Annotated in this window: 21 protein-coding genes and 2 pseudogenes; 15 read left to right on the top strand and 8 right to left on the bottom strand. The window is 60.9% G+C overall.

All coding sequences use genetic code 11. The annotated features are described in order from the left end of the window. Positions 1–31 precede the first annotated feature (31 nt). The 3 genes from AC3ISG_RS22240 (at position 32) to AC3ISG_RS22230 (ending at position 3,680) form a co-directional block, all read left to right on the top strand. Positions 32–514 (top strand): retropepsin-like aspartic protease family protein, encoded by a 483-nt coding sequence (locus tag AC3ISG_RS22240; RefSeq protein ID WP_237251992.1) that lies wholly within the window; start codon positions 32–34, stop codon positions 512–514. A 10-nt stretch (positions 515–524) separates the two neighbouring features. Then, positions 525–2,792 carry a DNA topoisomerase IV subunit A gene (gene parC / locus AC3ISG_RS22235; RefSeq protein WP_122625618.1) on the top strand — a complete coding sequence of 756 codons (2,268 nt, stop codon included), beginning with the start codon at positions 525–527 and terminating at the stop codon, positions 2,790–2,792. A 180-nt stretch (positions 2,793–2,972) separates the two neighbouring features. Further along, positions 2,973–3,680: a PqiC family protein gene (locus tag AC3ISG_RS22230; RefSeq protein WP_489297978.1), complete on the top strand. Its 708-nt coding sequence runs from the start codon at positions 2,973–2,975 to the stop codon at positions 3,678–3,680. A 52-nt stretch (positions 3,681–3,732) separates the two neighbouring features. On the opposite strand, the pseudogene AC3ISG_RS22225 reads toward AC3ISG_RS22230, so the two are convergent. Both AC3ISG_RS22225 and AC3ISG_RS22220 read right to left on the bottom strand, forming a co-directional pair. Further along, a pseudogene (locus AC3ISG_RS22225) lies at positions 3,733–4,437 on the bottom strand (histidine kinase); the annotation flags it as partial. 102 nt (positions 4,438–4,539) lie between these two features. Further along, positions 4,540–5,262, bottom strand: a pseudogene (locus tag AC3ISG_RS22220) (AhpA/YtjB family protein); the annotation flags it as partial. A gap of 130 nt (positions 5,263–5,392) precedes the next feature. On the opposite strand from AC3ISG_RS22220, the gene serB reads away from it, so the two are divergent. Further along, positions 5,393–6,610, top strand: a complete 1,218-nt coding sequence (gene serB, locus AC3ISG_RS22215; RefSeq protein WP_122533832.1) for a phosphoserine phosphatase SerB — start codon at positions 5,393–5,395, stop codon at positions 6,608–6,610. Positions 6,611–6,652: 42 nt separating this feature from the next. Here the strand turns inward: serB and AC3ISG_RS22210 are convergent, their stop codons facing one another. The 4 genes from AC3ISG_RS22210 to AC3ISG_RS22195 form a co-directional block, all read right to left on the bottom strand. Continuing rightward, a complete protein-coding gene (locus AC3ISG_RS22210) occupies positions 6,653–8,437 on the bottom strand; it encodes a molecular chaperone (RefSeq protein WP_489297977.1) in 1,785 nt (594 codons plus the stop codon). A gap of 280 nt (positions 8,438–8,717) precedes the next feature. Continuing rightward, on the bottom strand, positions 8,718–9,587 hold the full coding sequence (gene asd, locus AC3ISG_RS22205; RefSeq protein ID WP_489299575.1) for an archaetidylserine decarboxylase: 870 nt from the start codon (positions 9,585–9,587) through the stop codon (positions 8,718–8,720). Positions 9,588–9,640: 53 nt separating this feature from the next. Beyond that, complete coding sequence (locus tag AC3ISG_RS22200; RefSeq protein WP_272633090.1) at positions 9,641–10,456, bottom strand: rhodanese-like domain-containing protein; 816 nt, start codon at positions 10,454–10,456, stop codon at positions 9,641–9,643. A gap of 46 nt (positions 10,457–10,502) precedes the next feature. Then, positions 10,503–12,038: an HDOD domain-containing protein gene (locus AC3ISG_RS22195; protein WP_489297976.1), complete on the bottom strand. Its 1,536-nt coding sequence runs from the start codon at positions 12,036–12,038 to the stop codon at positions 10,503–10,505. Positions 12,039–12,251: 213 nt separating this feature from the next. On the opposite strand from AC3ISG_RS22195, the gene motA reads away from it, so the two are divergent. Together motA and motB are read left to right on the top strand one after the other, a co-directional pair. Next, the gene (gene motA, locus AC3ISG_RS22190; protein WP_037015764.1) at positions 12,252–13,103 is read left to right on the top strand and encodes a flagellar motor stator protein MotA; all 852 of its coding nucleotides are present in this window, start codon (positions 12,252–12,254) and stop codon (positions 13,101–13,103) included. A gap of 3 nt (positions 13,104–13,106) precedes the next feature. Next, positions 13,107–14,168: a flagellar motor protein MotB gene (motB, locus tag AC3ISG_RS22185; protein WP_122533827.1), complete on the top strand. Its 1,062-nt coding sequence runs from the start codon at positions 13,107–13,109 to the stop codon at positions 14,166–14,168. 118 nt (positions 14,169–14,286) lie between these two features. Here the strand turns inward: motB and rsgA are convergent, their stop codons facing one another. Then, a complete protein-coding gene (gene rsgA, locus AC3ISG_RS22180) occupies positions 14,287–15,318 on the bottom strand; it encodes a small ribosomal subunit biogenesis GTPase RsgA (protein WP_065987812.1) in 1,032 nt (343 codons plus the stop codon). 113 nt (positions 15,319–15,431) lie between these two features. On the opposite strand from rsgA, the gene orn reads away from it, so the two are divergent. Together orn and AC3ISG_RS22170 are read left to right on the top strand one after the other, a co-directional pair. After that, positions 15,432–15,968, top strand: coding sequence for an oligoribonuclease (gene orn / locus AC3ISG_RS22175; protein ID WP_065987811.1), 537 nt, complete (start codon positions 15,432–15,434; stop codon positions 15,966–15,968). Positions 15,969–16,085: 117 nt separating this feature from the next. Further along, positions 16,086–16,697: a trimeric intracellular cation channel family protein gene (locus AC3ISG_RS22170; RefSeq protein WP_122533826.1), complete on the top strand. Its 612-nt coding sequence runs from the start codon at positions 16,086–16,088 to the stop codon at positions 16,695–16,697. Between the two features lie 9 nt (positions 16,698–16,706). On the opposite strand, the gene queG is transcribed toward AC3ISG_RS22170, so the two are convergent. Then, positions 16,707–17,828, bottom strand: coding sequence for a tRNA epoxyqueuosine(34) reductase QueG (gene queG, locus AC3ISG_RS22165; RefSeq protein ID WP_489297975.1), 1,122 nt, complete (start codon positions 17,826–17,828; stop codon positions 16,707–16,709). Positions 17,829–17,890: 62 nt separating this feature from the next. Between queG and AC3ISG_RS22160 the strand changes: the two genes are divergently transcribed. From AC3ISG_RS22160 to hflX, 7 genes are all read left to right on the top strand, one after another. Beyond that, complete coding sequence (locus AC3ISG_RS22160; RefSeq protein WP_489297974.1) at positions 17,891–19,387, top strand: NAD(P)H-hydrate dehydratase; 1,497 nt, start codon at positions 17,891–17,893, stop codon at positions 19,385–19,387. Beyond that, positions 19,375–19,845, top strand: coding sequence for a tRNA (adenosine(37)-N6)-threonylcarbamoyltransferase complex ATPase subunit type 1 TsaE (tsaE, locus tag AC3ISG_RS22155; RefSeq protein ID WP_122533823.1), 471 nt, complete (start codon positions 19,375–19,377; stop codon positions 19,843–19,845). The genes AC3ISG_RS22160 and tsaE overlap by 13 nt, the downstream gene beginning before the upstream one ends. 13 nt (positions 19,846–19,858) lie before the next feature. Next, positions 19,859–21,301: an N-acetylmuramoyl-L-alanine amidase gene (locus AC3ISG_RS22150; protein WP_205484910.1), complete on the top strand. Its 1,443-nt coding sequence runs from the start codon at positions 19,859–19,861 to the stop codon at positions 21,299–21,301. Positions 21,302–21,351: 50 nt separating this feature from the next. Further along, entirely contained in the window at positions 21,352–23,283 is a 1,932-nt protein-coding gene (gene mutL, locus AC3ISG_RS22145) for a DNA mismatch repair endonuclease MutL (RefSeq protein WP_489299574.1), read from the top strand. Further along, complete coding sequence (miaA, locus tag AC3ISG_RS22140) at positions 23,283–24,254, top strand: tRNA (adenosine(37)-N6)-dimethylallyltransferase MiaA (protein WP_489297973.1); 972 nt, start codon at positions 23,283–23,285, stop codon at positions 24,252–24,254. Before mutL ends, miaA begins: the two co-directional genes overlap by 1 nt. Before the next feature lie 104 nt (positions 24,255–24,358). Further along, a complete protein-coding gene (gene hfq / locus AC3ISG_RS22135) occupies positions 24,359–24,619 on the top strand; it encodes an RNA chaperone Hfq (RefSeq protein WP_019691505.1) in 261 nt (86 codons plus the stop codon). 12 nt (positions 24,620–24,631) lie between these two features. Then, the gene (gene hflX / locus AC3ISG_RS22130; protein ID WP_489297972.1) at positions 24,632–25,933 is read left to right on the top strand and encodes a ribosome rescue GTPase HflX; all 1,302 of its coding nucleotides are present in this window, start codon (positions 24,632–24,634) and stop codon (positions 25,931–25,933) included. Positions 25,934–25,952: the final 19 nt, after the last annotated feature.

Genomic DNA, 25,952 nt, shown 5'->3' with positions numbered 1-25,952 from the left:
GGGCCCCCCCGGCAAACGCGCCGGGCGGCTGATGCTGATCATCGCCTGGGCGGCGGCGCTGTTTCTGGCGACGCGGTTTTTTGGCGAGTGGGAGCAGCGTCAGGAAAATCCGAATACCATCGTCGCCTCCGAACACGGAGACGGTTACGTCGAGGTGAAACTGGCGAGCAATCGTGACGGACATTTCGTCATGACCGGGCAGATCAATACCCGCCCTGTGCAGTTTATGCTCGACACCGGTGCGACCAATGTCGCCGTGCCGGAGAGCGTCGCGCAGACGCTGCGCCTTGAGCGGGGCGAGCGCGTTCAGGTGAGCACGGCCAACGGACGCACCGATGCATTCCGGACCACCCTGCAACGGTTGCAGATTGGCGACATCGTTCTGAACAACGTGCGCGCCCTGGTGGTGCCCGGTCTGGACGGTGAACAGGTGCTGCTGGGCATGAGCGCCGTGAAACAACTCGAATTCACACAGCGCGGCGGCACATTGCTGCTGCGCCAGACGACAAAATGATGAGGCCCGCATGAGCGACTCCCTTGACCTCAGCCTGGATGGCGTAGAACGCCGATCGCTGGCTGACTTCACCGAACAGGCCTATCTCAACTATTCCATGTACGTGATCATGGACCGGGCATTGCCGCATATCGGTGATGGCCTGAAGCCCGTGCAGCGACGCATTGTCTACGCGATGAGCGAGCTGGGCCTGGACGCCGATGCCAAGCACAAGAAATCGGCGCGTACCGTCGGTGACGTGCTCGGCAAGTTCCACCCCCACGGCGACTCGGCCTGCTACGAAGCGATGGTGCTGATGGCGCAACCCTTCAGCTATCGCTACACACTGGTCGACGGCCAGGGCAACTGGGGTGCCCCGGACGATCCCAAGTCATTCGCGGCCATGCGCTACACCGAGGCGCGACTGTCACGTTACTCCGAAGTACTGCTTTCCGAGCTGGGACAGGGCACCGCGGACTGGGTGCCGAACTTCGACGGCACGCTGGACGAGCCTGCTGTTTTGCCGGCGCGCCTGCCGAACATCCTGCTCAACGGCACTACCGGCATCGCTGTCGGCATGGCCACCGACGTACCGCCGCACAACCTGCGGGAGGTCGCTACAGCCTGCGTGCGTTTGCTCGATGAGCCCAAAGCAACGGTCGAACAGCTCTGTGAGCACATTCAAGGCCCGGACTACCCGACCGAAGCGGAAATCATCACGCCCCGCGCCGACCTGCTGAAAATGTACGAAACCGGCAAGGGCTCGGTGCGTATGCGCGCCGTGTACCACATCGAAGACGGCGACATCATCGTCACCGCGCTGCCGCATCAGGTGTCCGGTGCCAAGGTGCTGGAGCAGATCGCGGCGATGATGCAGGCCAAGCCGTCCAAAGCGCCGCAGATCGCTGACCTGCGTGACGAATCCGACCACGAAAACCCGTGCCGGATCGTGATCATCCCGGGTGCCCGCAAGCATTTCGACCACGATGCGCTGATGCAGCACCTGTTCGCCAGCACTGAGCTGGAGTCGAGCTACAGGGTCAACATCAACATCATTGGCCTGGACGGCAAGCCGCAGCTGAAAAACCTGCGCGCATTGCTGGTCGAGTGGCTGGCGTTCCGGGTGCAGACCGTGCGTCGTCGCCTGCAATTCCGCCTCGACAAGGTTGAGCGTCGCTTGCACCTGTTGGACGGTTTGTTGATCGCTTACCTCAACCTGGATGAAGTGATCCACATCATCCGCACCGAAGAGCACCCGAAAGCCGCGCTGATCGCTCGTTTCGCCCTGAGCGAAATCCAGGCTGACTACATTCTCGACACCCGTTTGCGTCAGTTGGCGCGACTGGAAGAAATGAAGCTGCGTGCCGAGCAGGATGAATTGCTCAAGGAACAAGCCAAGCTGCAAGCCCTGCTGGGCAGCGAGGCCAAGCTGAAGAAACTGGTACGCACCGAGCTGATCAAGGATGCCGAAACCTATGGCGACGACCGCCGTTCGCCTATCGTCGAGCGCGCCGAAGCCAAAGCCCTGACCGAACACGATCTGCTGCCGAACGAGAAAGTGACGGTCGTGCTATCGGAAAAAGGCTGGGTTCGTTCCGCCAAAGGTCATGAAATCGATGCCACCGGGCTCTCTTATAAGGCCGGGGATGGCTTCAAGGCCCTGGCGCCGGGTCGTTCCAACCAGTTTGCGGTGTTTATCGACTCCACCGGTCGCAGTTATTCGGTGCCGTCGCACACCTTGCCATCGGCCCGTGGCCAAGGCGAACCACTGACCGGTCGTCTGACGCCGCCGCCCGGTGCGACATTCGAATGCGTGCTGTTGCCCGAAGATGACGCGCTGTACGTGGTTGCGTCCGATGCCGGCTACGGTTTCGTGGTCAAGGGTGAAGACCTGCAGGCTAAGAACAAAGCAGGCAAGGCGTTGTTGAGCCTGCCGGCCGGGGCCAAGGTGATCCTGCCGCGTCCGGTGCCGGATCGTGAACACAACTGGCTCGCCGCCGTGACCACCGAAGGCCGTTTGCTGGTGTTCAAAATCAGCGATCTTCCGCAGTTGGGCAAGGGCAAAGGCAACAAGATCATTGGCATTCCGGGCGAGCGCGTTGCCAGTCGAGAAGAGTACGTGACCGACCTGGCCGTTGTTCCTGACGGTGCCACGCTGGTGCTGCAGGCCGGCAAACGCAACCTGTCGCTCAAACCCGACGACCTGGAGCATTACAAAGGCGAACGCGGACGACGGGGCAACAAACTTCCGCGTGGATTCCAGCGCGTCGATGCACTGTTGGTGGAAACCGCAGGCTAAAGCGGTTGGTTTGGCGGTCGCTCTTCGTTTCGTCACGAGAGCGACGCAGAATCGCTGGAGTCAACGCGCATATTCACGGATGATATGACGTCCTCCGGCGCCGCCATGGCGGAATGCCTTCATGTTTTCAAAGTATTTAGCAGCGTGGACGCGTTACACGGCGTCCACTTGGACGGGATGATGAATTTTCTACGTGTTCCCTGTGTTCTGTTGTTGACCGGCGTTCTGGGTTTGGCCGGGTGCAGCGTTCATCAGCCCACGTCGCTCTATCAACTGGACAGCGGCGATCCTGGGCAACCGAAACACAGCGGCGGGGTCGCCGTTGTGCTGGGGCCTGTGACAGTTGCCGACTATCTGCAACGTGAAACATTATTGCAGCGCCAACCCGATGGCAGCCTCAAGGCATCCACCGATGGTCGCTGGGCTGGCAGCCTGTCTGCTGACATCGATCAACTGCTTCTGCGCCAACTGGCCTGGAAACTCGACAGTCAACGTGTGGTCATGGCCCCCGCAGCGGCCAGCTTCACGCCGGATGCCCAGGTGGTGCTATCCATCACTCGTCTGGATTCGGGCGAGAAGCAGCCAGCGGTACTGGATGCACAGTGGCGTTTGCTCGACCGGCGCGGAAACGTTCGCGACAGCAAGCTGATCCATCTGGAAGAACCGCACGCAGGCTCTTCAGCTGCACAGGTCAGGGCGCAAGGGATTTTGCTGCAGCGCCTGGCGGACAAGCTGAGCGTGGCCGTCAAGCCAATCGCCAATCAACCCTGGGTGGCGGATGTGCCTAAAAAGGCCACAGCGCCGGCGAAAACCCGCACCGATCAGGACAAGCCCAAGATCCCGATGGCATCACCGATCCGCACCGATCTTGAAGTGTTCCGCTTCTAAGATTGGCCCACAAAAAAGCCCGCAGCAATGCGGGCTTTTTTGTGGGTGACGCTTAGGCCTTGCGCGCCTCGTGCATGCGCGCCAGTTGGCGTTCCAGCATCGATGGGTACGGCTCCATCAGACGCTCGACACAGCTTGCACCTTCCGGGCTTGCAATCGGGCGGATGCGGGCGCGCTGGCGGATGGTCGGGTCTTCGCTGATCTTGCGCTCCACCAACAGCAGATTGCGGCTGTGCTGCGACAGTGCCAGGGCGTCCTGCGCGGTTTCAGTCAGCAGCAGATCGATCTGGTTCATGCCGTGCAAGCCTTCGCCCAGCGTCAGGCCCAGCTGCAATTGCAGGGTAATGCCACTGTCAGCGACTTCGATCTGCAACGCGTGGCTCAATGCGCGCAGCAACTCGCCGCAGCAGATCGCATTGGTCAGGTAGTCATCGCCGCTGTCCTGAGTGCTGAAAACCATCAGTGAACTGCCATCGTTCAAGGTGTGCAGCTCGCTGTCATAAAGAGACGCGGCCTGATCAATGCAGTCACGATAGCGCTCGAGCAGCTCGGTCAGGCGTGTGCGCGGCAGACGGCGCAGTTGCTCCTGCGAACCCAGCTGCACGGCCAGCACGGCGCTGTACTGCGGCTGCGATGGAACGACCGGAAGGATCGGACGCGGTGCGGGTTTTGGTGCGGCAGGGGAGTGGTCGCGAAGGTCCGCAAACGGATCCTCTTCGTCTTCCTCATCTTCCTCGGCGGCGATGCGTCGTGCCGGGATCACCGTGGCGCGCGGCTTTGGCACGTCATCGAAGTCAGGGTCGCTCAGGTCACTGCTGTCGAACTCCGGCGAAGCGTCTTCCTCGTCCTCGACCTGTGCAGGCTCGGGAATGGGCGCCGGTTCCGGTTCTGGCGGCGCGTAGGAAGTCTTCAACTGACGCGCCAGATCGCCGATCTCGTCCTGACGATCAGTGGCCGGCGTGTACGGATCTATGTAGCGCAGCCACATGCGCAGCTGCAGCATCGGCGTGGAGATATGACGCCCAAGGCGCAGACTCAAGGCGAGTGCCAGTGCCAGCAGGATACCGGCAAGAATCGCCATGCTCTGCAAGCTGATGGTCAGCGGCTGTTGGAACTGGGCCATGTCCAGGCTGATACGCAGCGTGCCGGCGACCACATCCTGGAAGGTGATCTTGATCTCGTAGAGACCTTCCGCCTCACCCAGCAAGCCATTCTTCGGACGCTGACCGGCTTCGGCAAGAATGCGGTTGTCGGGGCTATAAATAGCCGCGTGGGCCACCAGCGGATTCTTCACCAGATTGCCCAGCAGCACATTGAGGCTGAGGATGTCGTTGGACACCAGCAATTCGGTGGCGGACGTGGCGGTCTGCGTGGTCAGGGCTTGCCCCAATGCGTCGGCCTGTTCGTGCATGGCTTGCTTGAATTGCAAACCCATGACGCAGGCGTAGATCACCAGAGCCAGCGCGACGAGGATCACGTTATGGCTGGCGATGCGCAAAGCAATCGGTACACGTCGATGACGCAATGCCCGGAAGATCAGCAAGAAGAAATTATCGGTTTTTACTGGCGTGGGCCGGTTCACTGAGCACGGCTCTCGTGGTGAAGTTGGGGCGCAGTATAGCGAGCGACCCTGTGGCGGCAAAGCGCTGGCTGTGCCCGGCGGTCACTGAAAGTGCGTAGAATGCGGTTTTTTTCCACTGCGGGGGTGCGCCTTGCGCGAAATCGTCCTGATAAACATCACCGGTGAAGACCGTCCGGGTCTCACTGCGGCCATCACCGGTGTGCTGGCCCAAGGCGGCGTGAACATTCTCGACATCGGTCAGGCGGTGATTCACGACGCGCTGTCATTCGGCCTTCTGGTCGATATCCCCGACACCGAAGCAGGCGCGGCAGTGCGCCAGAACGTCCAAGCGACAGTCGACCAACTGGGACAGCAAGTGCGCTTTACCCACGTGTCAGAAGCTGATTATCAGCACTGGGTCGACGGCCAGGGCAAGGCGCGGCATATCGTAACGCTGCTGACCCGCAAGGTCACCGCCGAGCAACTGCAGACGGTCAGCGCGATCACTGCCAAGTATGGCTTGAACATCGACCGCATCGACCGTCTTTCCGGGCGTATGCCGCTCGACATGCCCACCGAGAAGAGCAAGGGTTGCATCGAGTTTTCCGTGCGCGGCGAGCCAGTCGATCCTCAGCAGATGCAGGCCGAATTCCTCCATGTTGCCCAGGAGCTGAACGTCGATATCGCGTTCCAGCAGGATTCACTGTTCCGCCGCAACCGTCGTCTGGCGGTGTTCGACATGGATTCGACGCTGATCGAAGCCGAGGTCATCGACGAACTGGCCAAAGCCCACGGCGTCGGTGAGCGCGTATCGGAAATCACCGAGCGCGCCATGCGTGGCGAACTGGATTTCCGCGCCAGTTTCAAAGAGCGACTGGCGCTGCTCAAAGGCCTGGATGTGAAGGTGCTGGACGAGATCGGCGCATCGTTGCGTTTGACGGAAGGCGCTGAAACGCTGTTCGCCGAACTCAAGCGGCTGGGTTACAAGACCGCGATCCTGTCGGGCGGTTTTACGTACTTCGCTCGCCAGCTGCAGGCCAAACTGGGCATCGACTACATCTTCGCCAACGAGCTGGAGGTGGTAGACGGCAAGTGCACGGGTAACGCGATCGAGCCGATTGTCGACGCCCAGCGCAAGGCCGATCTGTTACGCGAGCTCGCCGGCAAGGAAGGGTTGAGTCTGGAGCAGACGATCGCAGTGGGCGATGGCGCCAATGACTTGCCGATGCTCGCGATAGCCGGACTGGGTGTGGCGTTTCGTGCCAAGCCGCTGGTCAAGCAGTCGGCGAAGCAGGCCATCTCCACGTTGGGTCTGGATGGCGTGCTGTATTTGCTGGGATTCCGCGACCGGGAAGGGCGCAGCGCTTAAAAGCGTGGACGTTGAGGCATCTGCAAGGGATGCCTCGATGGCTTACAGCACCGTCCACAGCGAGTCGAATTCCTGCTCAGGGCCCCCGCCGTCTGGCGCGGCGGCCTTTTTCGGCCCCTCAAGAATCTGATACTCAAACTGGTTGTAGCTGCCCGTCGTCGCACGGCGATTGCTCAGGCTCGCGCGTCGCTGTTCGCCACTGGTATTGATCAGCACCTTTGAGCCATCCTCGAACGGCAGCCTGGGTGCGATCACCGTTGCGGGTACATCGATGGCGCGAACTTCCGGCAACAGCAGCGCGCGCAAAAACTGACTGCTCTGCTCAGCGCGTGTCAGCTGCATGCCGCAGGCCTGGGCGAAGGGCGCGATCAGTTCAACGCCCATCTGCATGCCACCGCCACGGACCTGCCGCACCCAGCGCACCACTGCGATGCTCCAGCCGTGGCCATGGTCCTGAATGCCGATCATCTCACCGGCCTGAAGTTGGTCAGGTACTTCTTTCGGCCAGGCGAGACAGTAGCCGCCAGGGCTGTGATTGACGATATGCAGGGCGTACGTCGGGAAACTCTTTTGCCCGTCGGACGCTGCATTGCCTTCAGCGTCATCGCGTTTGTATTCGATTTCCTCGAACGGCAGCATGGTGTTCGATGTGCCATCGCGTTGCGCGTCCGCTGTTTGCGCCCATGGATCGTGCTTCGCCGGTTTGAGGGGCTGCAGCGTGTATTCAGCCACTCGGGACAGGGTCGACATTTGCAGCAGGTCGCTGAAGGACTGCTGGCCGCCGACGTAATAGTGCAAAGCGCTCATGCCCACGCAAACGGTCACGGTCCCTTGCCCTGGCGTGCGCTGAAACGCGCGTTCCGACACATCGCCCCAAGCGGCCGCGAGGTGTTGCAGGACGTCGATGGACAACCCTGCCGGGACTTTCAGCGCAAACTTGGGGCGCTCTTCGACGGCTGTTTCGGTGTAGCGCTCCAGTGCAGCCGACAGAGGGCGGGGGTCGATGCCGAGCAAATTCGGGCGCTGATTGTCGTCGTACAGTGCGGCGTAGCGCGGCGCCGTGTCCGTGCCTGGCGACACCGCGTACAGGCTGTCGCTGGTCAGCGGCTGCTGCAGCGTGACCATCGCGCTCCACGCATCCAGCGCCTCGGCCAGCTTGCCGATGTTGTGCTGGCGCATCTGATTGCAGCGCGAACAGCCCATCAGCAGCGCAACCGTGTACGTCTGTTCCACGCTCATCGCCTGGGTGTTGTGGGCGAGGCTGTCGGCAACCGGCACGTTCTGCAATTGATGCTGGCGGGCGATCTGGTAGATCTGATGCATCTCCAGCCACAGGCCGTCCTGCACCGGGCAGTAAAGCTGGTTGGCGCGGATAAGCGGGCCGTTCAGGCAGCTGAGTGCGCGCTGAAGGGCAGTGGTCAGCAAGCTGATGCGATCCTTGGTGAGCTTTACGGCGACTCGCGCGATGATCTGTTTGTAGCCAATGGCAAGGTGGTTCTGCAGGGCCTGGCACAGGTTGGCGACCTTGCGCGGACGCTCTTCGAGAACGACCGACTGGTTCAGGAAGTGACGCTCCAAGTGCTTGCACACGAAAAAGACTTCCGGGCGAAGCAGTTCAAGGAGCTGCATGCGGTTGTCGCTGGGGGTGAGCAACTGGTTCAGCTCGCCGAGCCCTTGATAGAGCTGGCGTGCCATTTCACCGAGATTGGCCTTGGGCAGCGTGGCGATCCAGCGCTTCATGTCTTTTGGCGTCGCGTCACAGAACGACAGGCTCGACTGCGTCGGCACAGGTGCGCGCAACAACAGTGGGAGGCTTAAATAACTCATGTGACAGGCAAACTCCAACAAACACAGGCCTGAACGGCGGCGTCGAACTCTAGGTCAAGGACCCTCGCCGAGCGAAAAAAGCACGTTTACGTCCACTGAAAGCGAAGTTTCCTACAGCACTGACAGGGGACTCTAGCAGCATCCTGCAACTGTCGCAGTCTGGGACGGTGTACTCCGGCCAGACGCAGCATCCTGAGTGAGGCGTGATAACGCGACTGTCGATGACAGTTCGCGCCAGAAAAACAGCATCACGCCCCTCAGGTATGAGTTAAGGCAAGAATCAGGCCTGCAATGGCAGCGCGAGGCCCTGACCCATCTGAACGGGCGAACCGGCGGCCAGCAGTTCGGACCATTTCACCTGGTTTGGTCCGAACAGCACGATGGCCGTGGAGCCCAGTTTGAAGCGACCCAGCTCGGCGCCTTTGTCCAGGTGGATGGGTGCGCGCGCTGCTTCGTCGTAGCGGAAAGTCTTGAGCTCGCGCTTGTACGGCGTGACCAGGCCCGCCCACACGGTTTCGATCGAGGCAACGATCATGGCGCCGACCAGCACGACGGCCATAGGACCGCGCTCGGTGTCGAACAGGCACACGACGCGTTCGTTACGGGCGAACAGCTCCGGCACGTTTTCCGCCGTGGTCTGGTTCACCGAGAACAAACGGCCCGGTACGTACACCATTTCGCGCAGGGTGCCGGCGAGCGGCATGTGGACGCGGTGATAATCCTTTGGCGACAGGTAAACCGTCGCGAACTCGCCACCCATGAACGGCGCGGACAGACGCGCATCGCCGCCCAGCAGCTCCAGCACGCTGTAGCTGTGGCCTTTAGCCTGGAAAATTCGGCCGTGTTCGATCGGGCCCAGCTGGCTGACCGCACCGTCCGCAGGGCAGAGGATCGCGCCCGGTGTCGCGTCCAGGGGGCGAGCGCCCGGCTTGAGGGCACGGGTGAAGAAGTCATTGAAGTGCTGATATCCCGTGATGTCCTCGACCTGAGCTTGGGACATGTCGACCTGATAGCGGCGCGCAAACCATTGGGTAAACGTGTTTTTGAACCAGCGAACGCGGCATTCGGCCACGCAGCCCGCCAGTTGCGACAGCAAATGATGGGGAAGCAGATACTGGAAAAGGATAAATAGACGCTGTTTCATCAAAATTCCTAAAACGTTTGAAAAAGGGAATACGGATCGACGCGACGTGGGCGCCGATTTTATTTTTCGACCGGGGTGTCCGGATGGTTGCCCCACTCGCCCCACGAGCCTGCATAGCCCTTGACCCTCGGGTAACCCAGCGCCTTGGCCACCAGATAGGTGAAGCCCGAGCGATGATGGGTCTGGCAGTGGGTAATGATTTCTTTCTCCGGGGTAATGCCCAGGTTTTCAAGGATCTGCGGCATGTCCTTGCGGATGCGCAGGTTGCGCGCCTGATCCATGCCGGCGGTCCATTCGAAGTTCACGGCACCGGGAATGTGGCCTCCCTTCGCAGCGACGACTTTTTCGCCTGAGTACTCCGTAGGCGCTCGCGCATCCCAGATCGCCAGGTCAGCGGCGCCCAGGCGGCTTTGCAGGTATTCGCGTGTAGCGGTGGGCTCATCGTGCAAGGTCAGCGAAACCGGACCGCCGACGGCTTTTGGCACCTCTGTCGACAGTGGCAGGCCCTCGGCTTGCCAGGCGAGCAGGCCGCCGTCGATATAGTGATACTTTTTGTGTCCGATGACGTCCAGCAGCCAGATGAACCGGCCGGCCCAGCCACCGCCTTCGTCGTCGTAGACCACGTACACAGCGTCGGGATTGTGCCCCAGTTCGCCGAACAGCGCTTCGAGCTGCGTGTGCGAGGGCAGCAGCCCCGGCGCAGGCGGCAGGCCCAATTGCGTACGTTTCGGATCGACGAATCGCGCGCCGGGAATGTGGCCGGCCTCATAGCGGGCCGGGCTGGTCAGGTCGACCAGGATAAGCTCTGGCGCGCTGAGGCGTGCTTGCAGGTCTGCGGGCTCGATGACCAGCGGCAAGCTTGAAAAGGCAGACATCTAGCGTCTCCGGATCGCGAAAAGGTTGCGAATTGTAGCTCAGCCGTCAGCCATTGCGATGGCTAAAGGTGGTGAGTGCTTTCTCGATGCACTGGCCGGTTTTGCCGAAAGCCTGGACGGAAACTTCGGAAAACGGTCCGCCGCCCTGATCGGCCATCACCATCATCACCACGCGTCCATTACTGGTGAGCGAGCGGATCAACAGATTTTCGCCGCTGAACAAATTGCGCAGTTGCGCCGGGAGCAACGCAGAAAACTGGGCGTTGTTGGCCGGCGTCACGCGCAACTGCGTTGGCTGGGCTAACAGACGTTGCAACACAGTGCTGTCCTTGTAGGGGACCAGCAGCGCAGCGGCCGACTTGTCTACACCCGCGATCTGATGCACACGCAGGCTGTCGGTCTTGCGATCGGTCATCAACAGCACCACCCGCTGCATGCCTGCCGCCACCAGCGCATCCCGGGCGCAGGTGGTCAGGTGCATCGCGTTGATGAAAATGCCGGGTTCTTTCAGCAGATCGGCGCAGTGCTTGCGCCACAGCTGCAAGGCATCGGGCGATGGCGGCGGGGCGGGCAACAGGCCTTTATGAACCCGACGGCTATTCCACGGCCAGAGCAACGCCTGCGCCGGGTGCCAGATATCCGGGCCGGAATGCTGGCGAGCGCTGGCCGCCGCGTTCTGATGAACCTGCTGCTGAAGCTCGTCGAGTGGCTGCTGCAGGTACAGGCTGGTCAATAGCTGCCAGCGCAGACTATGCGGCGTGTCCCAGGCCTGGTGCGCCGATAGCGCGAGACCGTTGGCCAGCAGAATTGTATTCGCGGGCTGGTTCAGCCAGCGCCGCAGCGGGAGGTCGGCGTCGAGTTGCTGTTGCTGCTTGAGCGGATCGTCGTTGCTGTGGGCAATGCGCAGCACGCTTACCAGACTGCGTTGCTGTGAAGTCAGCAGTTCGTAACCCTGGGTCACCCAGACCGGCAGGCGCCAATGCTGTGCCAGCCCCAGACACAAATCCACCAGCCGCGCGCCAAACAGCGTGTTTTCCACAGTCTTCGCGCACTCACCCTTGTGGATAACCCGCAACTCCCACGCTTCCAGCAATGTGGGGTGCGCCAGCGCCATCGGCCAGAGCGGCGACAGAAACAGCAGGCTGCCCAGATGGATGTCCTGCCACAGCCGGGCCAGTTGATTGGCGAACAAGCCGTAAGCCTGTTGCATGGCGTGTTGACTGATCAGCTGTATTTGACGCAACGCCACCGGAATATCCCGTGCATCGACGCAAGGTAGCCGCGCCAGCAGCGCTTCAGTGCGCGCCAGACCCAATCGGTTGATGGCGACTTCCAGACTCTCCGCAGTCTGAGCGGTGGCGGGGCTGTTCAAGTTGGCTTCGCGCAATACATTGAGCACCAGCGCCGGGCTGTCCTGCATGAGGTCGGCAATATCGCGCAGCGAGCGGCGGCTATCGGTCAAGGCCGCCTGCACGCGTTTATACGCCACGGCGGGCACCGGCAAGGCGATGCCGTCGAGCTGCTTTATCCAGGTATCGAGGGTGCGCGGAACAGGGAGCGAAGAAGCTTTATCTGATTGCATTCACAACACCCGTACGGCTGGGAGGTTTTGATCAATGTAGGGTACTGGCATCATGCTGGCCCTCATGGACGCAACGTCCTGGGCCATGCATCGATCAGCATTTTCCTGTGATCTGACTATAGTCTGGCGCATTCATGCCGATAAGCAGGACAAGAGTTTCAAGCGCTTCTCGCACAATGACCATGAACCCGACTCAGTAAGTATTTTCTACCTATGGCAAAAATTATCGGCATCATCGTCGTTTTCGCGAGCGTTCTCGGCGGATACGTACTGTCCCACGGTCAGATCGCTGCGTTGATCCAGCCTTTCGAGGTCATGATCATCGGCGGTGCGGCGCTGGGTGCATTCCTGCAAGCCAACCCGGGCTATATGACCATGCTGGTCATCAAGAAGTCTTTGAAGATGTTCAGCACCCGGTTCACCCACGGCTACTACCTCGAAGTGCTGGGCCTGGTCTACGAGATCCTCAACAAAAGTCGTCGCGAAGGCATGATGGCCATCGAAGGCGACATCGAAGAGCCCGAGAACAGCCCGATCTTCGCTAAATACCCTGGCGTGCTCAAAGATACCCGCATGATCGCCTTCATCTGCGATTACCTGCGCATCATGTCCTCCGGCAACATGGCGCCCCACGAGCTGGAAGGCTTGTTCGACATGGAATTGCTGAGCATGAAAGAAGAGCTTGAGCACCCTTCCCACGCAGTGACCGGTGTCGCCGATGCCATGCCGGGCTTCGGTATCGTTGCTGCAGTATTGGGTATCGTCGTGACCATGGCCTCCCTGGGTTCCGGCGACAAGGCAGCGATCGGCATGCACGTAGGTGCTGCTCTGGTGGGTACGTTCTTCGGTATTCTCGCGGCTTACGGTTTCTTTGGCCCGTTGGCCACTTCCCTGGCCCACGACGCCAAGGAAGAAATGAACGTCTATGAATCGATCAAGGCGTCGCTCGTAGCGTCGGCGTCCGGCGTGCCGCCTTCGCTGGCCGTGGAGTTCGGTCGCAAGGTTCTCTATCCGGCCCATCGCCCCAGCTTCAGCGAGCTGGAACAAGCTGTTCGCGGTCGTTGATCCATGGAAAATAATCAGCCAATCATCATCAAGCGCGTAAAGCGCTACGGCGGAGGGCATCACGGCGGCGCCTGGAAAATCGCATTTGCCGACTTCGCGACGGCGATGATGGCGTTCTTCCTGGTGCTTTGGCTGATGTCGTCGGCCACGCCCGAACAATTGATCGCCATCGCCGGCTATTTCAAGGACCCTGTGGGGTTCTCCGACAGTGGCTCGCCCTATGTGATTGATCTGGGGGGGTCGCCGGAAATGTCCCCTGACCAGACGCTGAACCCGGAGGTGAAATCCACGCCTGCGCCGGATCGCGTGCCGGTCGACGCTGATCAGCAGGACGCCGCCGCCGAGCAGGTTGAGCAGGACCGTCTGGAGATGCTGTTGCAAGAGTTGCAGACCAAGATCAACGAGAATCCGCAACTGGCAAAATTCAAGGACCAGATTCTGTTCGAGATCACTCAGGACGGATTGCGTATCCAGATCACGGACGCCGAAAACCGCCCGATGTTCGACATCGGCAGTGCGAAGCTCAAACCGTATTTTGAAGACATCTTGCTGGCCATGGCCGACACCATTAAAGCGGTGCCGAACAAAGTCAGCATCAGTGGTCACACCGACGCGACGCCTTTTGTCGGCAACAACGGCTTCGGCAACTGGGAGCTGTCGTCGGGTCGGGCGAACGCCGCTCGCCGGGCGTTGCTCGCGGGAGGGTATCCGGATCAGCAGGTGGCGCGCGTAGTGGGTTATGCGTCTTCGGCACTGTATGACAAGGAGCACCCGCAAAATCCGATCAATCGTCGCATCGACATTGTGGTGATGACCAAGAAAGCGCAGCAGCGTATCGAGGGTGCGCAGAATTCAGGTGAAGCACCGCAAACGCCGGATGCACCGGGAGCCGCTTCGCCAGCGCCAGCGCCTGTGCCTGGCGCTGCCGGACCGGCCAACCCGCCGGGGGCATCGACCTCCACACCTGCAGTTGATCCGCAGGCTTACGCCCAGCCCCACGAGATTCGGCAGAAGCTGAACATCTTCGATCAGGGCCAGCTGAAGATCGACGAAACAAAGAACTGATACTGGGTTGCAGACACGAAAACGCCGCGATGATCGCGGCGTTTTTGTTTGCGCAGTTCAAGCGCTGGGACCGCAGTCAGCCGGGAAGGCCTAAATCGGATTGGCCACTACCGCTGAATCAGTAACTGCTTTCCGGCAAGCTCGCGATGATCGAGCGATAGCTGTTCATGCGCTGCTGCTGCACGCGGCCGTCTGCCAGGCCCTGCAACAAGGCACAACCGGGTTCGCGGTCATGTTTGCAGTCGCGAAAGCGGCATCGGCCGAGCAGATCGTTGAATTCGATAAAGCCCGCTTCGACGTCGGCACGGCTGACGTGGCCGAGGCCGAATTCGCGAATGCCCGGAGAGTCGATCAGGTCGCCGCCGCGCGGGAAGTGAAACAGGCGCGCAGTGGTGGTGGTATGCGTGCCTTGGCCCGAATACTCCGACAGCGGCCCGACGCGGGTGCCGACTTCCGGCAGCAGGCTGTTGACCAGCGAGGATTTACCGACGCCGGACTGACCGACGAACACGCTGATGTGGCCATCCAGCTGGTCCTGCAACTGCTGCATACCGTCGCCGTGGTGGGCCGACACTTCCAGCACCGGATAACCCAGCGTGCGATAAACGGCCAGCAGCGCATTGAGCGCAGGCGCGTTTTGATCGTCGATCAAGTCAAACTTGTTCAACAGCAACAGCGGACGAATCCCCGCGTGCTCAGCGGCAACCAGATAACGATCAATCAGGTTGGCGTGGGGCTCGGGCATCGGTGCGAAAACGATGACGATCAAATCAACGTTGGCGGCGACCGGCTTCAACTGGCCTCTGCTGTCCGGGCGGCTCAGCTCGGTATCGCGGGGCAACTGCGCAACGATGACGCCGATGCCCTGATTGCCGGCGCGCCAGACGACACGGTCGCCGGTCACCAGCGCGGGCAGGTTGGCGCGCAAGTGGCAGCGGAAAACCTGGCCCTGCAGCTCGCCGTCCTGCGCTTCGACTTCTACCTGCACGCCAAAGTGCGCGATAACCAGGCCCGTTTGCTCGGGGCCGAGATCGCCGCCTTCCAGCGTTTCGAGAGCGGTTGATTCACGTTTGGCGGCACGCGCTGCGCGTTCGCCCTGAATCTTTTCGATGCGCCAGTTCTGGCGGCGATTGAGTTGGCGTTTGGCCATGGGTGTTCAGTGTTCCGTTTGAAGACGCATAAAGGTGCTGATTTGATAAAGCGCGGGCGAGTCTAGCACGCCCGGGTGGGCTAAACTGCGCGCCAACGCTGAGGAGCCGACATATGCAGAACAAACAGAATCTGATCTGGATCGACCTGGAAATGACCGGTCTGGACCCTGATAACGACGTCATCATCGAGATGGCAACCATCATCACCGACAGCGAGCTCAACACCTTGGCCGAAGGCCCGGTCATTGCGGTTCACCAGAGCGACGAGCTTCTGAACGGCATGGACGAATGGAACACCCGTCAGCACGGTGGCTCCGGCCTGACTCAGCGCGTGCGCGAAAGCAAAATCTCCAACGACGAAGCTGAGGCCATGACGCTTGAGTTCATCAAGCAGTGGGTGCCCGAGCGCAGTTCGCCTATCTGCGGCAACAGCATCTGCCAGGACCGTCGCTTCCTGTACAAGCGCATGCCGACACTGGAAAACTATTTCCACTACCGCAACCTCGACGTTTCAACTCTTAAGGAACTGGCCGCACGCTGGTCGCCGGATCTCAAGTTCAAGAAGGGCAGCACGCACCTGGCGCTGGACGATATCCGTGAGTCGATTGCCGAACTGCGCTTTTACCGCGAGCATTTCATCAAGTCTTGATGAAAGGACGCCGGCGGCCGAGCACGGTCGCCTGGAGAGGGCGCAGGGCTAAACGCTCTCTGTTGGTGCCTGGGTCGAGTGGTTAGACTGCGCCCCTTTCTCGCAGGGACTGCCGCCATGTTGTTGATGCTCTACTTGATCGCTATTACGGCCGAAGCGATGACCGGCGCGCTGTCCGCCGGCCGTCGCGGCATGGACTGGTTCGGCGTGGTGCTGATCGCGTGCATCACGGCGTTGGGCGGCGGATCGGTTCGCGACGTGCTGCTGGGGCATTACCCGCTGACGTGGGTCAAGCACCCGGAGTATCTGATCCTCACCAGCGTCGCGGCGCTGGTGACGATTTTCATCGCTCCGCTGATGCGTCATCTGCGCTCACTGTTTCTGGTGCTCGATGCATTGGGGTTGGTGGCGTTCACACTGATCGGCTGCATGACCGCGCTGGACATGGGCCTGAGCATGACCGTCGCCGCCGTGAGCGGGGTGATTACGGGCGTGTTTGGCGGGATCCTGCGGGACATTTTCTGCAACGACATCCCTCTCATCTTCCGCCGTGAGCTGTATGCCAGCGTGTCGTTTGCCGCCGCGTGGTGTTTTTTGCTGTGTCAGTACGCCGGCTTGCCGGTGGAGCAGGGCACGCTGATCACGCTGTTTGGCGGGTTGTTGCTGCGGTTGCTGGCGATTCGGTTTCGCTGGGAAATGCCCAAGTTTGTTTACAAGGACGGGCATTGAGCCGGCGCGCTATGACGGCAAACGCGCTGCGGACCTGGCTTCATGTTGCCGCAGCGCCCATTCCACATGTTCACGCACCATCTCTGACGGATGCTCCAGCCGTGCCTTCAGCGCTTCGATCACCGCAATGGTAGACGGCGCGTTGCCCAGTCCCACGGCCAGATTTCTCAACCAGCGCTCATACCCGGCACGCCGCAATGGTGAGCCTTCGGTGTTGTTCAGGAATGTCGTTTCATCCCACAAAAACAGCGTCGTCAATTCGGCGTTATCAAGACCGTGGCGGGGTTTGAAGTCTGTTTGATCGGTCGGACGGGCGAAGCGATTCCACGGACAGACGATCTGACAGTCATCACAGCCGAACACCCGATTGCCGATCAGCGGGCGCAAGTCTTCGGGGATCGACGTCTTCAACTCGATGGTCAGGTAGGAAATGCACTTGCGCGCATCCAGCACGTAGGGCCCGACGAACGCATTGGTCGGGCATACGTCAAGGCACGCCGTGCAGCGCCCGCAATGCTCGGTGGTGTGTGGCGCGTCCACCGGCAGCGGCAGGTCGACAAACAGCTCACTGAGGAAGAAATAACTGCCGGCCTTGCGATTGAGCACCAGGGTGTTTTTGCCGATCCAGCCCAGCCCAGCCTGTTCGGCGATGGCCTTTTCCAGCACCGGTGCGCTGTCGACGAATGCGCGAAACCCGAAAGGCCCGATCGCCTGCTGAATGCGCTCCGCGAGTTGCTGCACGCGCTTGCGGATCAGCTTGTGGTAATCACGGCCCAGCGCGTAACGGGACACGTAGGCTTTCTCGGGCTGCCCCAGTAACTGAGCCATCTGCGTGTCGCCGGGCAGATAGTCCATGCGCAACGACACCACGCGCAACGTTCCTGGCACCAGCTCGTCCGGGTGCGAACGTTTGCTGCCATGCGCTGCCATATAGTCCATCTCGCCGTGATACCCGGCGTCGAGCCAGCGCTCCAGGTGCTGCTCGTGCTCAGCCAGGTCCAGTCCCGAGATCCCGACTTGCTGAAAGCCGAGCTCGCGCCCCCATGCCTTGATCGATTGGGCAAGGTCTGTCAGCCCGGCTGCCGTTAAAGGCACTGAGGCTGTGGATGGATCTACAGTTATCGCGGACATGCAAAGAGGACACCGGGGCGCAGGTGCGTATAATTCTGCCAGACATCGGAGCCCAAAGACGCATGTTGCACAGCAAACCCTCATTTCCCGACGCACTGTACAGCGCTGCCCAAGTGCGCGACCTCGACGCGCGCCTCATTGCCGCCGGCACACCCGGCTTCGAGCTGATGCAGCGCGCCGCCCATGCCGCATGGCGGGCAATACGCCGCCGCTGGCCCGAGGGCAGGCAACTGACCGTGATGGCCGGTCGCGGCAATAACGCTGGCGACGGCTATCTCATTGCTGCGCTTGCCCGGCGTGCCGGCTGGCACGTTATCGTGTTGGCCGTGGGTGATAGCGATGCGCTAGCCGGCGATGCCCGCTCCGCCTATGAAGAGGCGGTTGCTGCCAACGTCGATATCCAGCCATGGCAACAGCAGGCGCTGGACGGCATTGTCATCGACGCGCTGCTGGGGACCGGACTGACGGGCGACGTGCGCGCGCCTTATGCTGCGGCCATTGACGCCATCAACGACAGTGGATTGCCGGTCGTGGCCGTCGATCTCCCTTCCGGATTGTGCGCGGATACGGGGCGAACCCTCGGTTGCGCAGTCCGCGCCGATCTGACCGTCACCTTTATCGGCCTCAAGGTCGGGCTGTTCACCGGCGATGCGCCCGAGCGGGTGGGCGAGTTGGTGTTCGATGACCTGCAGGCGGACGCCGAGCTCATTCGGCAGACCCCTATCAGCGTCAAACGGCTGGACACTTTCAACCTGCCCACTTTGGCGCCTCGCTCACGCACGGCGCACAAGGGCATGTTCGGCCGCGTGCTGGTGGTGGGCGGCGATCGGGGCTTCGGCGGCGCTGCGTTGCTTGCCACCGAAAGCACGCTGCGCACCGGCGCCGGCATGGTCACGCTGGCAACACGGCCGGAACATGTCAGCGCCGCGCTGACGCGCTTTCCCGAAGTCATGAGCGCCGGCATCAGCTCGGCCAATCAGCTCCGCGCGTTGATCGAGCCCGCGTCGGTACTGGTCGTCGGTCCGGGCCTCGGCCAGCACAGTTGGGGGAAAAGCCTGTTGTCCGCGGCTGCCAACGCACCGTTGCCGCAGGTATGGGATGCCGACGCGTTGAATGAGCTGGCGACCGGCGCGGTGCAATTGCCCGAGGGCTGCGTGATCACCCCGCACCCTGGCGAAGCCGCGCGGCTGCTGGGCACCGACACCAAACAGATTCAGGCCGATCGTCCGACTGCGGCGCGGGCGCTGGCTAAAAAATTCAATGCCGTGTGCGTTTTAAAAGGCAGCGGCAGCCTGATCGCCAACCCTGCCGGTGACCTCGCACTGGCCGATCACGGCCATCCGGCGATGGCCACCGGCGGGCTGGGCGATGTGTTATCGGGTGTCATCGGCGCCTTGATGGCGCAAAAGATGAGCGCCTACGACGCTGCCTGTCTGGGCGTCTGGCTGCACGCCCTCGCCGGTGAGCAATGCGGCGCCAGCGGGCGAGGGCTCGTTGCCGCTGATCTGATTCCTGCTATTCGCCAGCTTCTGGAGGAGCACCAACCGTGTCTGAGCTAACTCTGAAGCTCATGGGTGAAGAGGCCATGACCCATTTCGGCGCACGCATAGCCCAAGTAACTGAAAGCAATGGGATTATTTTTCTGGAGGGCGATCTGGGGGCGGGTAAGACCACCCTGTCCCGAGGGATCATTCGCGGCCTTGGGCATACTGGCGCGGTAAAAAGTCCGACGTTTACGCTGGTAGAACCTTACGAAATTGGGAGAAACCGCGCGTATCACTTTGATCTCTACCGACTTGTTGACCCAGAAGAGCTAGAATTCCTCGGCATCCGGGACTATTTCGAAGGCGATGCCCTTTGTCTCATCGAATGGCCCAATCTGGGTGCAGGCTTTTTGCCAAAGCCTGACCTGATCATTACCATAAGGCCGCTCGATGAAGGTCGAGCGTTGACGCTGAGCCCGAAAAGCTCGCGTGGCGAGATGTGGTGTGCAGCTTTGGCGCCTTCGTTTAAATAGACATTCAATAGATATGGGGTTTGGTATGCGCATGCGCGCGCTGGTTACTGTGATTGGACTGCTGCTGGCGACACTGGCTGTCGACGCGTTGGCCGCTTCACAGGTACGAAGTGTCCGCTTATGGCGTGCTCCGGATAACACTCGACTGGTTTTCGACCTGTCTGGCCCCGTTCAGCACAGTGTCTTCACGCTGCAGTCCCCTGATCGTCTGGTCATCGACATCAACGGCGCCACCCTGGGCGGCGCGTTAAATGTGCCGACGGCCAACACGCCAATCACCAGCATGCGCTCGGCGCAACGCACACCTGACGACCTGCGCGTGGTCATCGACCTAAAAAAGGCGGTGACGCCCAAGAGCTTCACCCTCGCGCCGAACCAGCAATACGGCAACCGTCTGGTGGTCGACCTTTACGACAACGCCGCCGATGCCAATCCTCCGCCGTCTGTTGCCGATACCCCGGCCACCGCCGCGCCTGCGACGCCGGCGGTGGTGCCGATCAGTCCGTCCAAGCCTGAGATCAAACTCACCCCTGTGCCAAACGGCAAGCGCGACATCGTCGTCGTTATTGATGCCGGTCACGGCGGTGAAGACCCGGGCGCGTCCGGCGGCCGTGGTGAGAAAGAAAAGAACGTCGTGCTCGCGATTGCCAAGGAGCTTCAGCGCCAGATCAATGGCGAAAAGGGCTATCGCGCTGAATTGACCCGTACCGGCGATTACTTCATCCCGCTGCGTAAGCGCACGGAAATCGCGCGCGCCAAGGGGGCTGACCTGTTCGTGTCCATCCATGCCGACGCCGCGCCTTCATCGGCGGCCTTCGGGGCTTCTGTGTTTGCCTTGTCCGAGCGCGGCGCAACCTCGGAGACAGCACGCTGGCTGGCGGACAGTGAAAACCGTTCCGACTTGATCGGTGGCGCCGGGGCCGTGAGCCTCGATGACAAAGACCGCATGCTCGCTGGCGTACTGCTCGATCTATCGATGACTGCGTCGCTGACCTCAAGCCTGAACGTCGGCCAGAAGGTGCTGACCAACATCGGCCGCGTGACCTCGCTGCACAAGTCTCGCGTTGAACAGGCCGGCTTTATGGTGCTGAAGTCGCCGGATATTCCTTCGATTCTGGTTGAGACCGGTTTTATCTCCAACGCGGCGGAAGCGAACAAGCTGGAAGGCGCAAGTCACCAGCAGGCGCTGGCGCGCTCCATCACCGCGGGCGTGAAGCAGTTCTTTCAGCAGAATCCGCCCCAAGGCACCTACATCGCCTGGCTACGGGACAACGGCAAGCTGGCCATGGGTGCCCGTGAGCACACGGTCCGCCCCGGCGAATCGCTCAGCATGATCGCGGCGCGCTACGACATGACCATGCCAATGCTGCGTACAGCCAATCATCTAAGCTCTGACGAATTGAAAGTCGGCCAGCAATTGAGAATCCCCAGCGCAGAACTGGCAGGTGAGCCGTGACCGACCTGTTGCTCGGTGATCAGGAACTGGATGTCAGCGTAATCTCCGATATACCTGCGGCAGAAGCCGCGCGTATCCAGCTGTTGAGCCCGCGGCTTGCCAACCAGATTGCAGCGGGCGAGGTCGTCGAACGGCCTGCGTCGGTGATCAAAGAGCTGCTCGAGAACAGCCTTGATTCCGGCGCGCGTCGCATCGATGTCGACGTTGAACAGGCCGGCATCAAGCTGCTCCGTGTTCGCGACGACGGCGGCGGCATTTCTTCGGATGACCTGCCCCTGGCGCTGGCCCGACATGCCACCAGCAAGATCCGCGATCTGGAAGACCTTGAGCGAGTCATGAGCCTTGGCTTTCGGGGCGAGGCGCTGGCGTCGATTAGCTCGGTGGCCCGTTTGACCCTGACATCGCGCACACGCGACGCTGATCAGGCGTGGCAGGTCGAGACCGAAGGCCGCGACATGGCTTCTCGGGTTCAGCCCGCTGCGCACCCGGTCGGCACCTCCGTGGAAGTCCGCGACCTGTTCTTCAACACCCCGGCGCGACGCAAGTTTCTCAAAGCCGAGAAAACCGAGTTCGATCATCTCCAGGAAGTAATCAAGCGCATGGCGCTGGCGCGTTTCGACGTGGCCTTTCATTTGCGCCACAACGGCAAGACCGTCCTGAGCCTGCACGAAGCTCGCGACGACGTTTCGCGCGCGAGAAGGGTGTCGGCCATTTGCGGGCCCGGTTTTCTGGAGCAGGCGCTGCCGATCGAGGTCGAGCGCAACGGGTTGAGGTTGTGGGGGTGGGTGGGACTGCCGACGTTCTCGCGCAGCCAGGCCGATTTGCAGTATTTCTTCGTCAACGGCCGTGCGGTGCGCGACAAGCTGGTTGCCCACGCGGTGCGTCAGGCTTACCGCGACGTGCTGTTCAACGGCCGACATCCGACCTTCGTGCTGTTTTTTGAAGTCGATCCGGCGGTCGTCGACGTTAACGTCCATCCGACCAAGCACGAAGTTCGGTTCCGCGACGGACGCATGGTGCACGATTTTCTCTACGGCACCCTGCATCGGGCCCTCGGTGATGTGCGACCTGAAGATCAGCTCGCTGGCACCACATCGGTCACCGCGCTGGTGCGCCCAACTGGCCCGGATGCCGGCGAGTTCGGGCCCCAGGGCGAAATGCGTCTGGCCAATAACGTGCTGGAAACACCACAGGGTCAGGCCTGGAGTCCGCCCGCCGGATCTGCGCCCGGCTCTGGCAGTGGTGCGGGTTACCAATATCAATACACGCCGCGGCCGTCGTCGGTGCTTCCGGCTGAAGAGGCGCGTGCCGCTTACACCGAATTCTTTGCCCCGCTGCCCGGCGCGCAGTCTCCGGCGGGCGCAGTTATGGTTTCGTTGCCCGAATCTCAGGGCGACGTTCCGCCTTTGGGTTATGCCCTCGCTCAGCTCAAGGGCATTTATATCCTCGCGGAAAACGCCCACGGCCTGGTGCTGGTGGACATGCACGCGGCCCATGAGCGAATCATGTATGAGCGCTTGAAAATAGCCATGGCCAGTGAAGGCCTGAGCGGTCAGCCGCTGCTGGTGCCGGAGTCCATTGCGGTCAGCCAGCGTGAGGCCGACTGCGCCGAGGAACATATGGCGACTTTCCAGCAGCTGGGCTTCGAATTGCAGCGCCTCGGCCCCGAGACTCTCGCGATCCGGCAGATCCCCGCGCTGCTCAAACAGGCTGAGGCGAATCGACTGGTCCACGACGTGCTGGGCGATCTGATGGAGTACGGCACCAGCGATCGCGTTCAAGCGCACATGAATGAACTGCTCGGAACCATGGCGTGCCACGGCGCGATTCGCGCCAATCGCCGGCTGGCCATTCCGGAAATGAACGGCCTGCTGCGTGACATGGAAAACACCGAGCGCAGCGGTCAATGCAACCATGGACGTCCCACCTGGACCCAGCTGGGTCTGGATGATCTGGACAAACTGTTCCTGCGCGGTCGCTGATGAGTGCGCTTCCTCCCGCCATCTTTCTGATGGGGCCCACCGCCGCCGGGAAAACCGATCTCGCCATCGAACTGACCAAAGTGCTGCCGTGTGAGCTGATCAGTGTGGATTCCGCGCTGGTTTATCGGGGCATGGACATCGGCACCGCCAAGCCATCAAAGGCGCTGCTGGACGCGTATCCGCACCGTCTCATCGATATCCTCGACCCGAGCCAGAGCTACTCTGCAGCGGATTTTCGAACCGATGCCTTGCAGGCCATGGCGGAAATTACTGCCCGGGGAAAAATTCCCCTGCTGGTGGGCGGCACGATGTTGTATTTCAAGGCTCTACTGGAAGGCCTGGCCGACATGCCCGCGGCGGATGCTGAGGTTCGGGCGCAAATTGAAGCACAAGCGGCCAGTCAGGGTTGGAAGGCGTTGCATGATGAGCTCGCGAGCATCGATCCGGTGTCGGCAGCGAGAATTCACCCCAACGATCCTCAGCGGCTGGTTCGCGCGCTGGAAGTCTTTCGGGTGAGCGGAATGAGCATGACCGCGCACCGTGAACAACAAAGTGCGCAAAGTGCTCAAGCGAGCGCTTCGGGGCGTCATCAATTGCCCTATACTGTCGCAAATCTCGCGATCGCACCGACGGATCGCAAGGTGCTCCACGACCGAATTGCTGTGCGTTTCAGGCAAATGCTTGATGAAGGATTCGTTGAAGAAGTCGTAGCGCTACGTTCGAGGGGTGATCTGCACTCGAATTTACCGTCTATAAGAGCTGTAGGGTATCGCCAGGTCTGGGATCATCTGGACGGCAAGCTGACTTGGGATGAAATGCAGGAGCGCGGCATCATTGCCACGCGCCAGTTGGCCAAGAGGCAGTTCACCTGGTTACGCAGTTGGCAGGATTTGCACTGGTTGGACAGCCTGGCTTGCGACAATCTGCCGCGCGCCTTGAAATACCTGGGGTCGGTCTCCATATTGAGCTGAGTCCTTGCAATAGCCGTCTATCCTTGGGGGATAGCCTTCGGGAGGTAGCGGCCCAAGCCAATGTTTTCGAATTTATTCTATTGATCCTTAAAGGAGTGCGGCACATGTCAAAAGGGCATTCGCTACAAGACCCTTACCTGAACACTTTGCGTAAAGAAAAGGTTGGGGTTTCGATCTACCTGGTAAACGGTATCAAGCTGCAAGGCACCATCGAATCCTTTGACCAGTTCGTTATTTTGCTGAAGAACACTGTCAGCCAAATGGTCTACAAACACGCCATCTCGACTGTCGTTCCCGTTCGCCCGATTCGTCTGCCTAGCGCTACCGAATCCGAGCAGGCTGACGCCGAGCCAGGTAACGCCTGATAGGAGTCTGCTTTGTTCTTTGAGCGCCACAGTGGTGGTGAGCGGGCGATACTCGTTCACTTGGATGGTCAGGACCCTGAGGCGCGCGAAGATCCGCAGGAGTTCAGGGAGCTGGCGGTGTCGGCTGGCGCCGACATTGTCTCGTTCGTCAACGTGCCAAGGCATCGGCCAACGGCCAAGTATCTGGTAGGCAGCGGCAAGGTCGAGGAATTACGCGACCTGGTCAAAACCGAAAAGTCAGATATCGTCATCTTCAATCATGTCCTTACACCCAGTCAGGAACGTAACCTCGAACGTGTTTTCGAGTGTCGCGTGCTTGATCGTACGGGCCTGATTCTCGACATCTTCGCCCAACGGGCACGCACCCATGAAGGCAAGCTGCAGGTCGAACTGGCCCAGCTTGAGCACATGAGTACGCGGCTGGTACGTGGCTGGACTCACCTTGAGCGTCAGGGCGGCGGTATCGGTCTGCGCGGTCCGGGTGAAACCCAGCTCGAGACGGACCGACGCCTGTTGCGGGTACGCTTGCGTCAGATCAAGGGCCGGCTCCAAAAAGTCCGCAGTCAGCGTGATCAGGCCCGTCGTGGCCGCTCCCGCGCTGACATCCCTACGGTTTCGATCGTTGGCTACACCAACGCCGGCAAGTCAACGCTGTTCAATGCGGTGACCGACTCCGACGTCTACGCGGCCGATCAGCTGTTCGCAACCCTTGACCCGACCCTGCGCCGCCTTGAACTCAAAGACCTTGGGCCGATTGTGCTGGCTGATACGGTGGGTTTCATCCGCCATTTGCCGCATAAGCTGGTCGAGGCCTTTCGGGCTACGCTCGAAGAGTCAAGCAACTCCGATCTGCTCTTGCATGTGATCGACGCTCATGAGCCCGATCGCCTCGAGCAGATCGAGCAGGTCATGGTGGTGCTGGGCGAGATTGGGGCCCAGGACTTGCCGATGCTCGAGGTGTATAACAAACTCGATCTGCTCGAAGGAGTTGAGCCGCAGATTCAACGCGATGCCGACGGCAAGCCGCAGCGGGTCTGGGTCTCTGCCCGTGACGGGCGCGGTCTGGATTTGCTCAAGCAAGCCATCGCCGAAGTGTTGGGCAATGACCTCTTTGTGGGGACGCTGCGCCTCACGCAGGAGTTCGCCCGGTTGCGTGCCCAGTTTTTCAATCTGGGTGCGGTGCAGAGCGAAGAGCATGACGAAGAAGGCCAGAGTCTTCTGGCTGTACGGTTACCCCGAGTTGAATTCAATCGCCTGGTGAGTCGCGAAGGACTGCAGCCGCTGGAATTCATCGAGCAACACACTTTGCAATAAAAGCCTGACAAAGCGGTTG

The sequence above is a fragment of the Pseudomonas sp. GL_135 genome (genome assembly GCF_057834665.1).
The sequence above is the reverse complement of the archived record's forward strand: the minus strand, read 5'-3'. Positions and strand labels throughout refer to the sequence as shown.

What these genes read in the sequence shown, in the direction of transcription:
- AC3ISG_RS22240 (WP_237251992.1), top strand. Translation starts at nt 32, where the DNA reads ATGCTGATCATCGCCTGGGCGGCGGCGCTGTTTCTGGCGACGCGGTTT.
- parC (WP_122625618.1), top strand. Translation starts at nt 525, where the DNA reads ATGAGCGACTCCCTTGACCTCAGCCTGGATGGCGTAGAACGCCGATCG.
- AC3ISG_RS22230 (WP_489297978.1), top strand. Translation starts at nt 2,973, where the DNA reads ATGAATTTTCTACGTGTTCCCTGTGTTCTGTTGTTGACCGGCGTTCTG.
- AC3ISG_RS22210 (WP_489297977.1), bottom strand. Translation starts at nt 8,437, where the DNA reads ATGAGTTATTTAAGCCTCCCACTGTTGTTGCGCGCACCTGTGCCGACG.
- AC3ISG_RS22200 (WP_272633090.1), bottom strand. Translation starts at nt 10,456, where the DNA reads ATGTCTGCCTTTTCAAGCTTGCCGCTGGTCATCGAGCCCGCAGACCTG.
- AC3ISG_RS22195 (WP_489297976.1), bottom strand. Translation starts at nt 12,038, where the DNA reads ATGCAATCAGATAAAGCTTCTTCGCTCCCTGTTCCGCGCACCCTCGAT.
- motA (WP_037015764.1), top strand. Translation starts at nt 12,252, where the DNA reads ATGGCAAAAATTATCGGCATCATCGTCGTTTTCGCGAGCGTTCTCGGC.
- motB (WP_122533827.1), top strand. Translation starts at nt 13,107, where the DNA reads ATGGAAAATAATCAGCCAATCATCATCAAGCGCGTAAAGCGCTACGGC.
- rsgA (WP_065987812.1), bottom strand. Translation starts at nt 15,318, where the DNA reads ATGGCCAAACGCCAACTCAATCGCCGCCAGAACTGGCGCATCGAAAAG.
- orn (WP_065987811.1), top strand. Translation starts at nt 15,432, where the DNA reads ATGCAGAACAAACAGAATCTGATCTGGATCGACCTGGAAATGACCGGT.
- AC3ISG_RS22170 (WP_122533826.1), top strand. Translation starts at nt 16,086, where the DNA reads ATGTTGTTGATGCTCTACTTGATCGCTATTACGGCCGAAGCGATGACC.
- queG (WP_489297975.1), bottom strand. Translation starts at nt 17,828, where the DNA reads ATGTCCGCGATAACTGTAGATCCATCCACAGCCTCAGTGCCTTTAACG.
- AC3ISG_RS22160 (WP_489297974.1), top strand. Translation starts at nt 17,891, where the DNA reads ATGTTGCACAGCAAACCCTCATTTCCCGACGCACTGTACAGCGCTGCC.
- AC3ISG_RS22150 (WP_205484910.1), top strand. Translation starts at nt 19,859, where the DNA reads ATGGGGTTTGGTATGCGCATGCGCGCGCTGGTTACTGTGATTGGACTG.
- miaA (WP_489297973.1), top strand. Translation starts at nt 23,283, where the DNA reads ATGAGTGCGCTTCCTCCCGCCATCTTTCTGATGGGGCCCACCGCCGCC.
- hfq (WP_019691505.1), top strand. Translation starts at nt 24,359, where the DNA reads ATGTCAAAAGGGCATTCGCTACAAGACCCTTACCTGAACACTTTGCGT.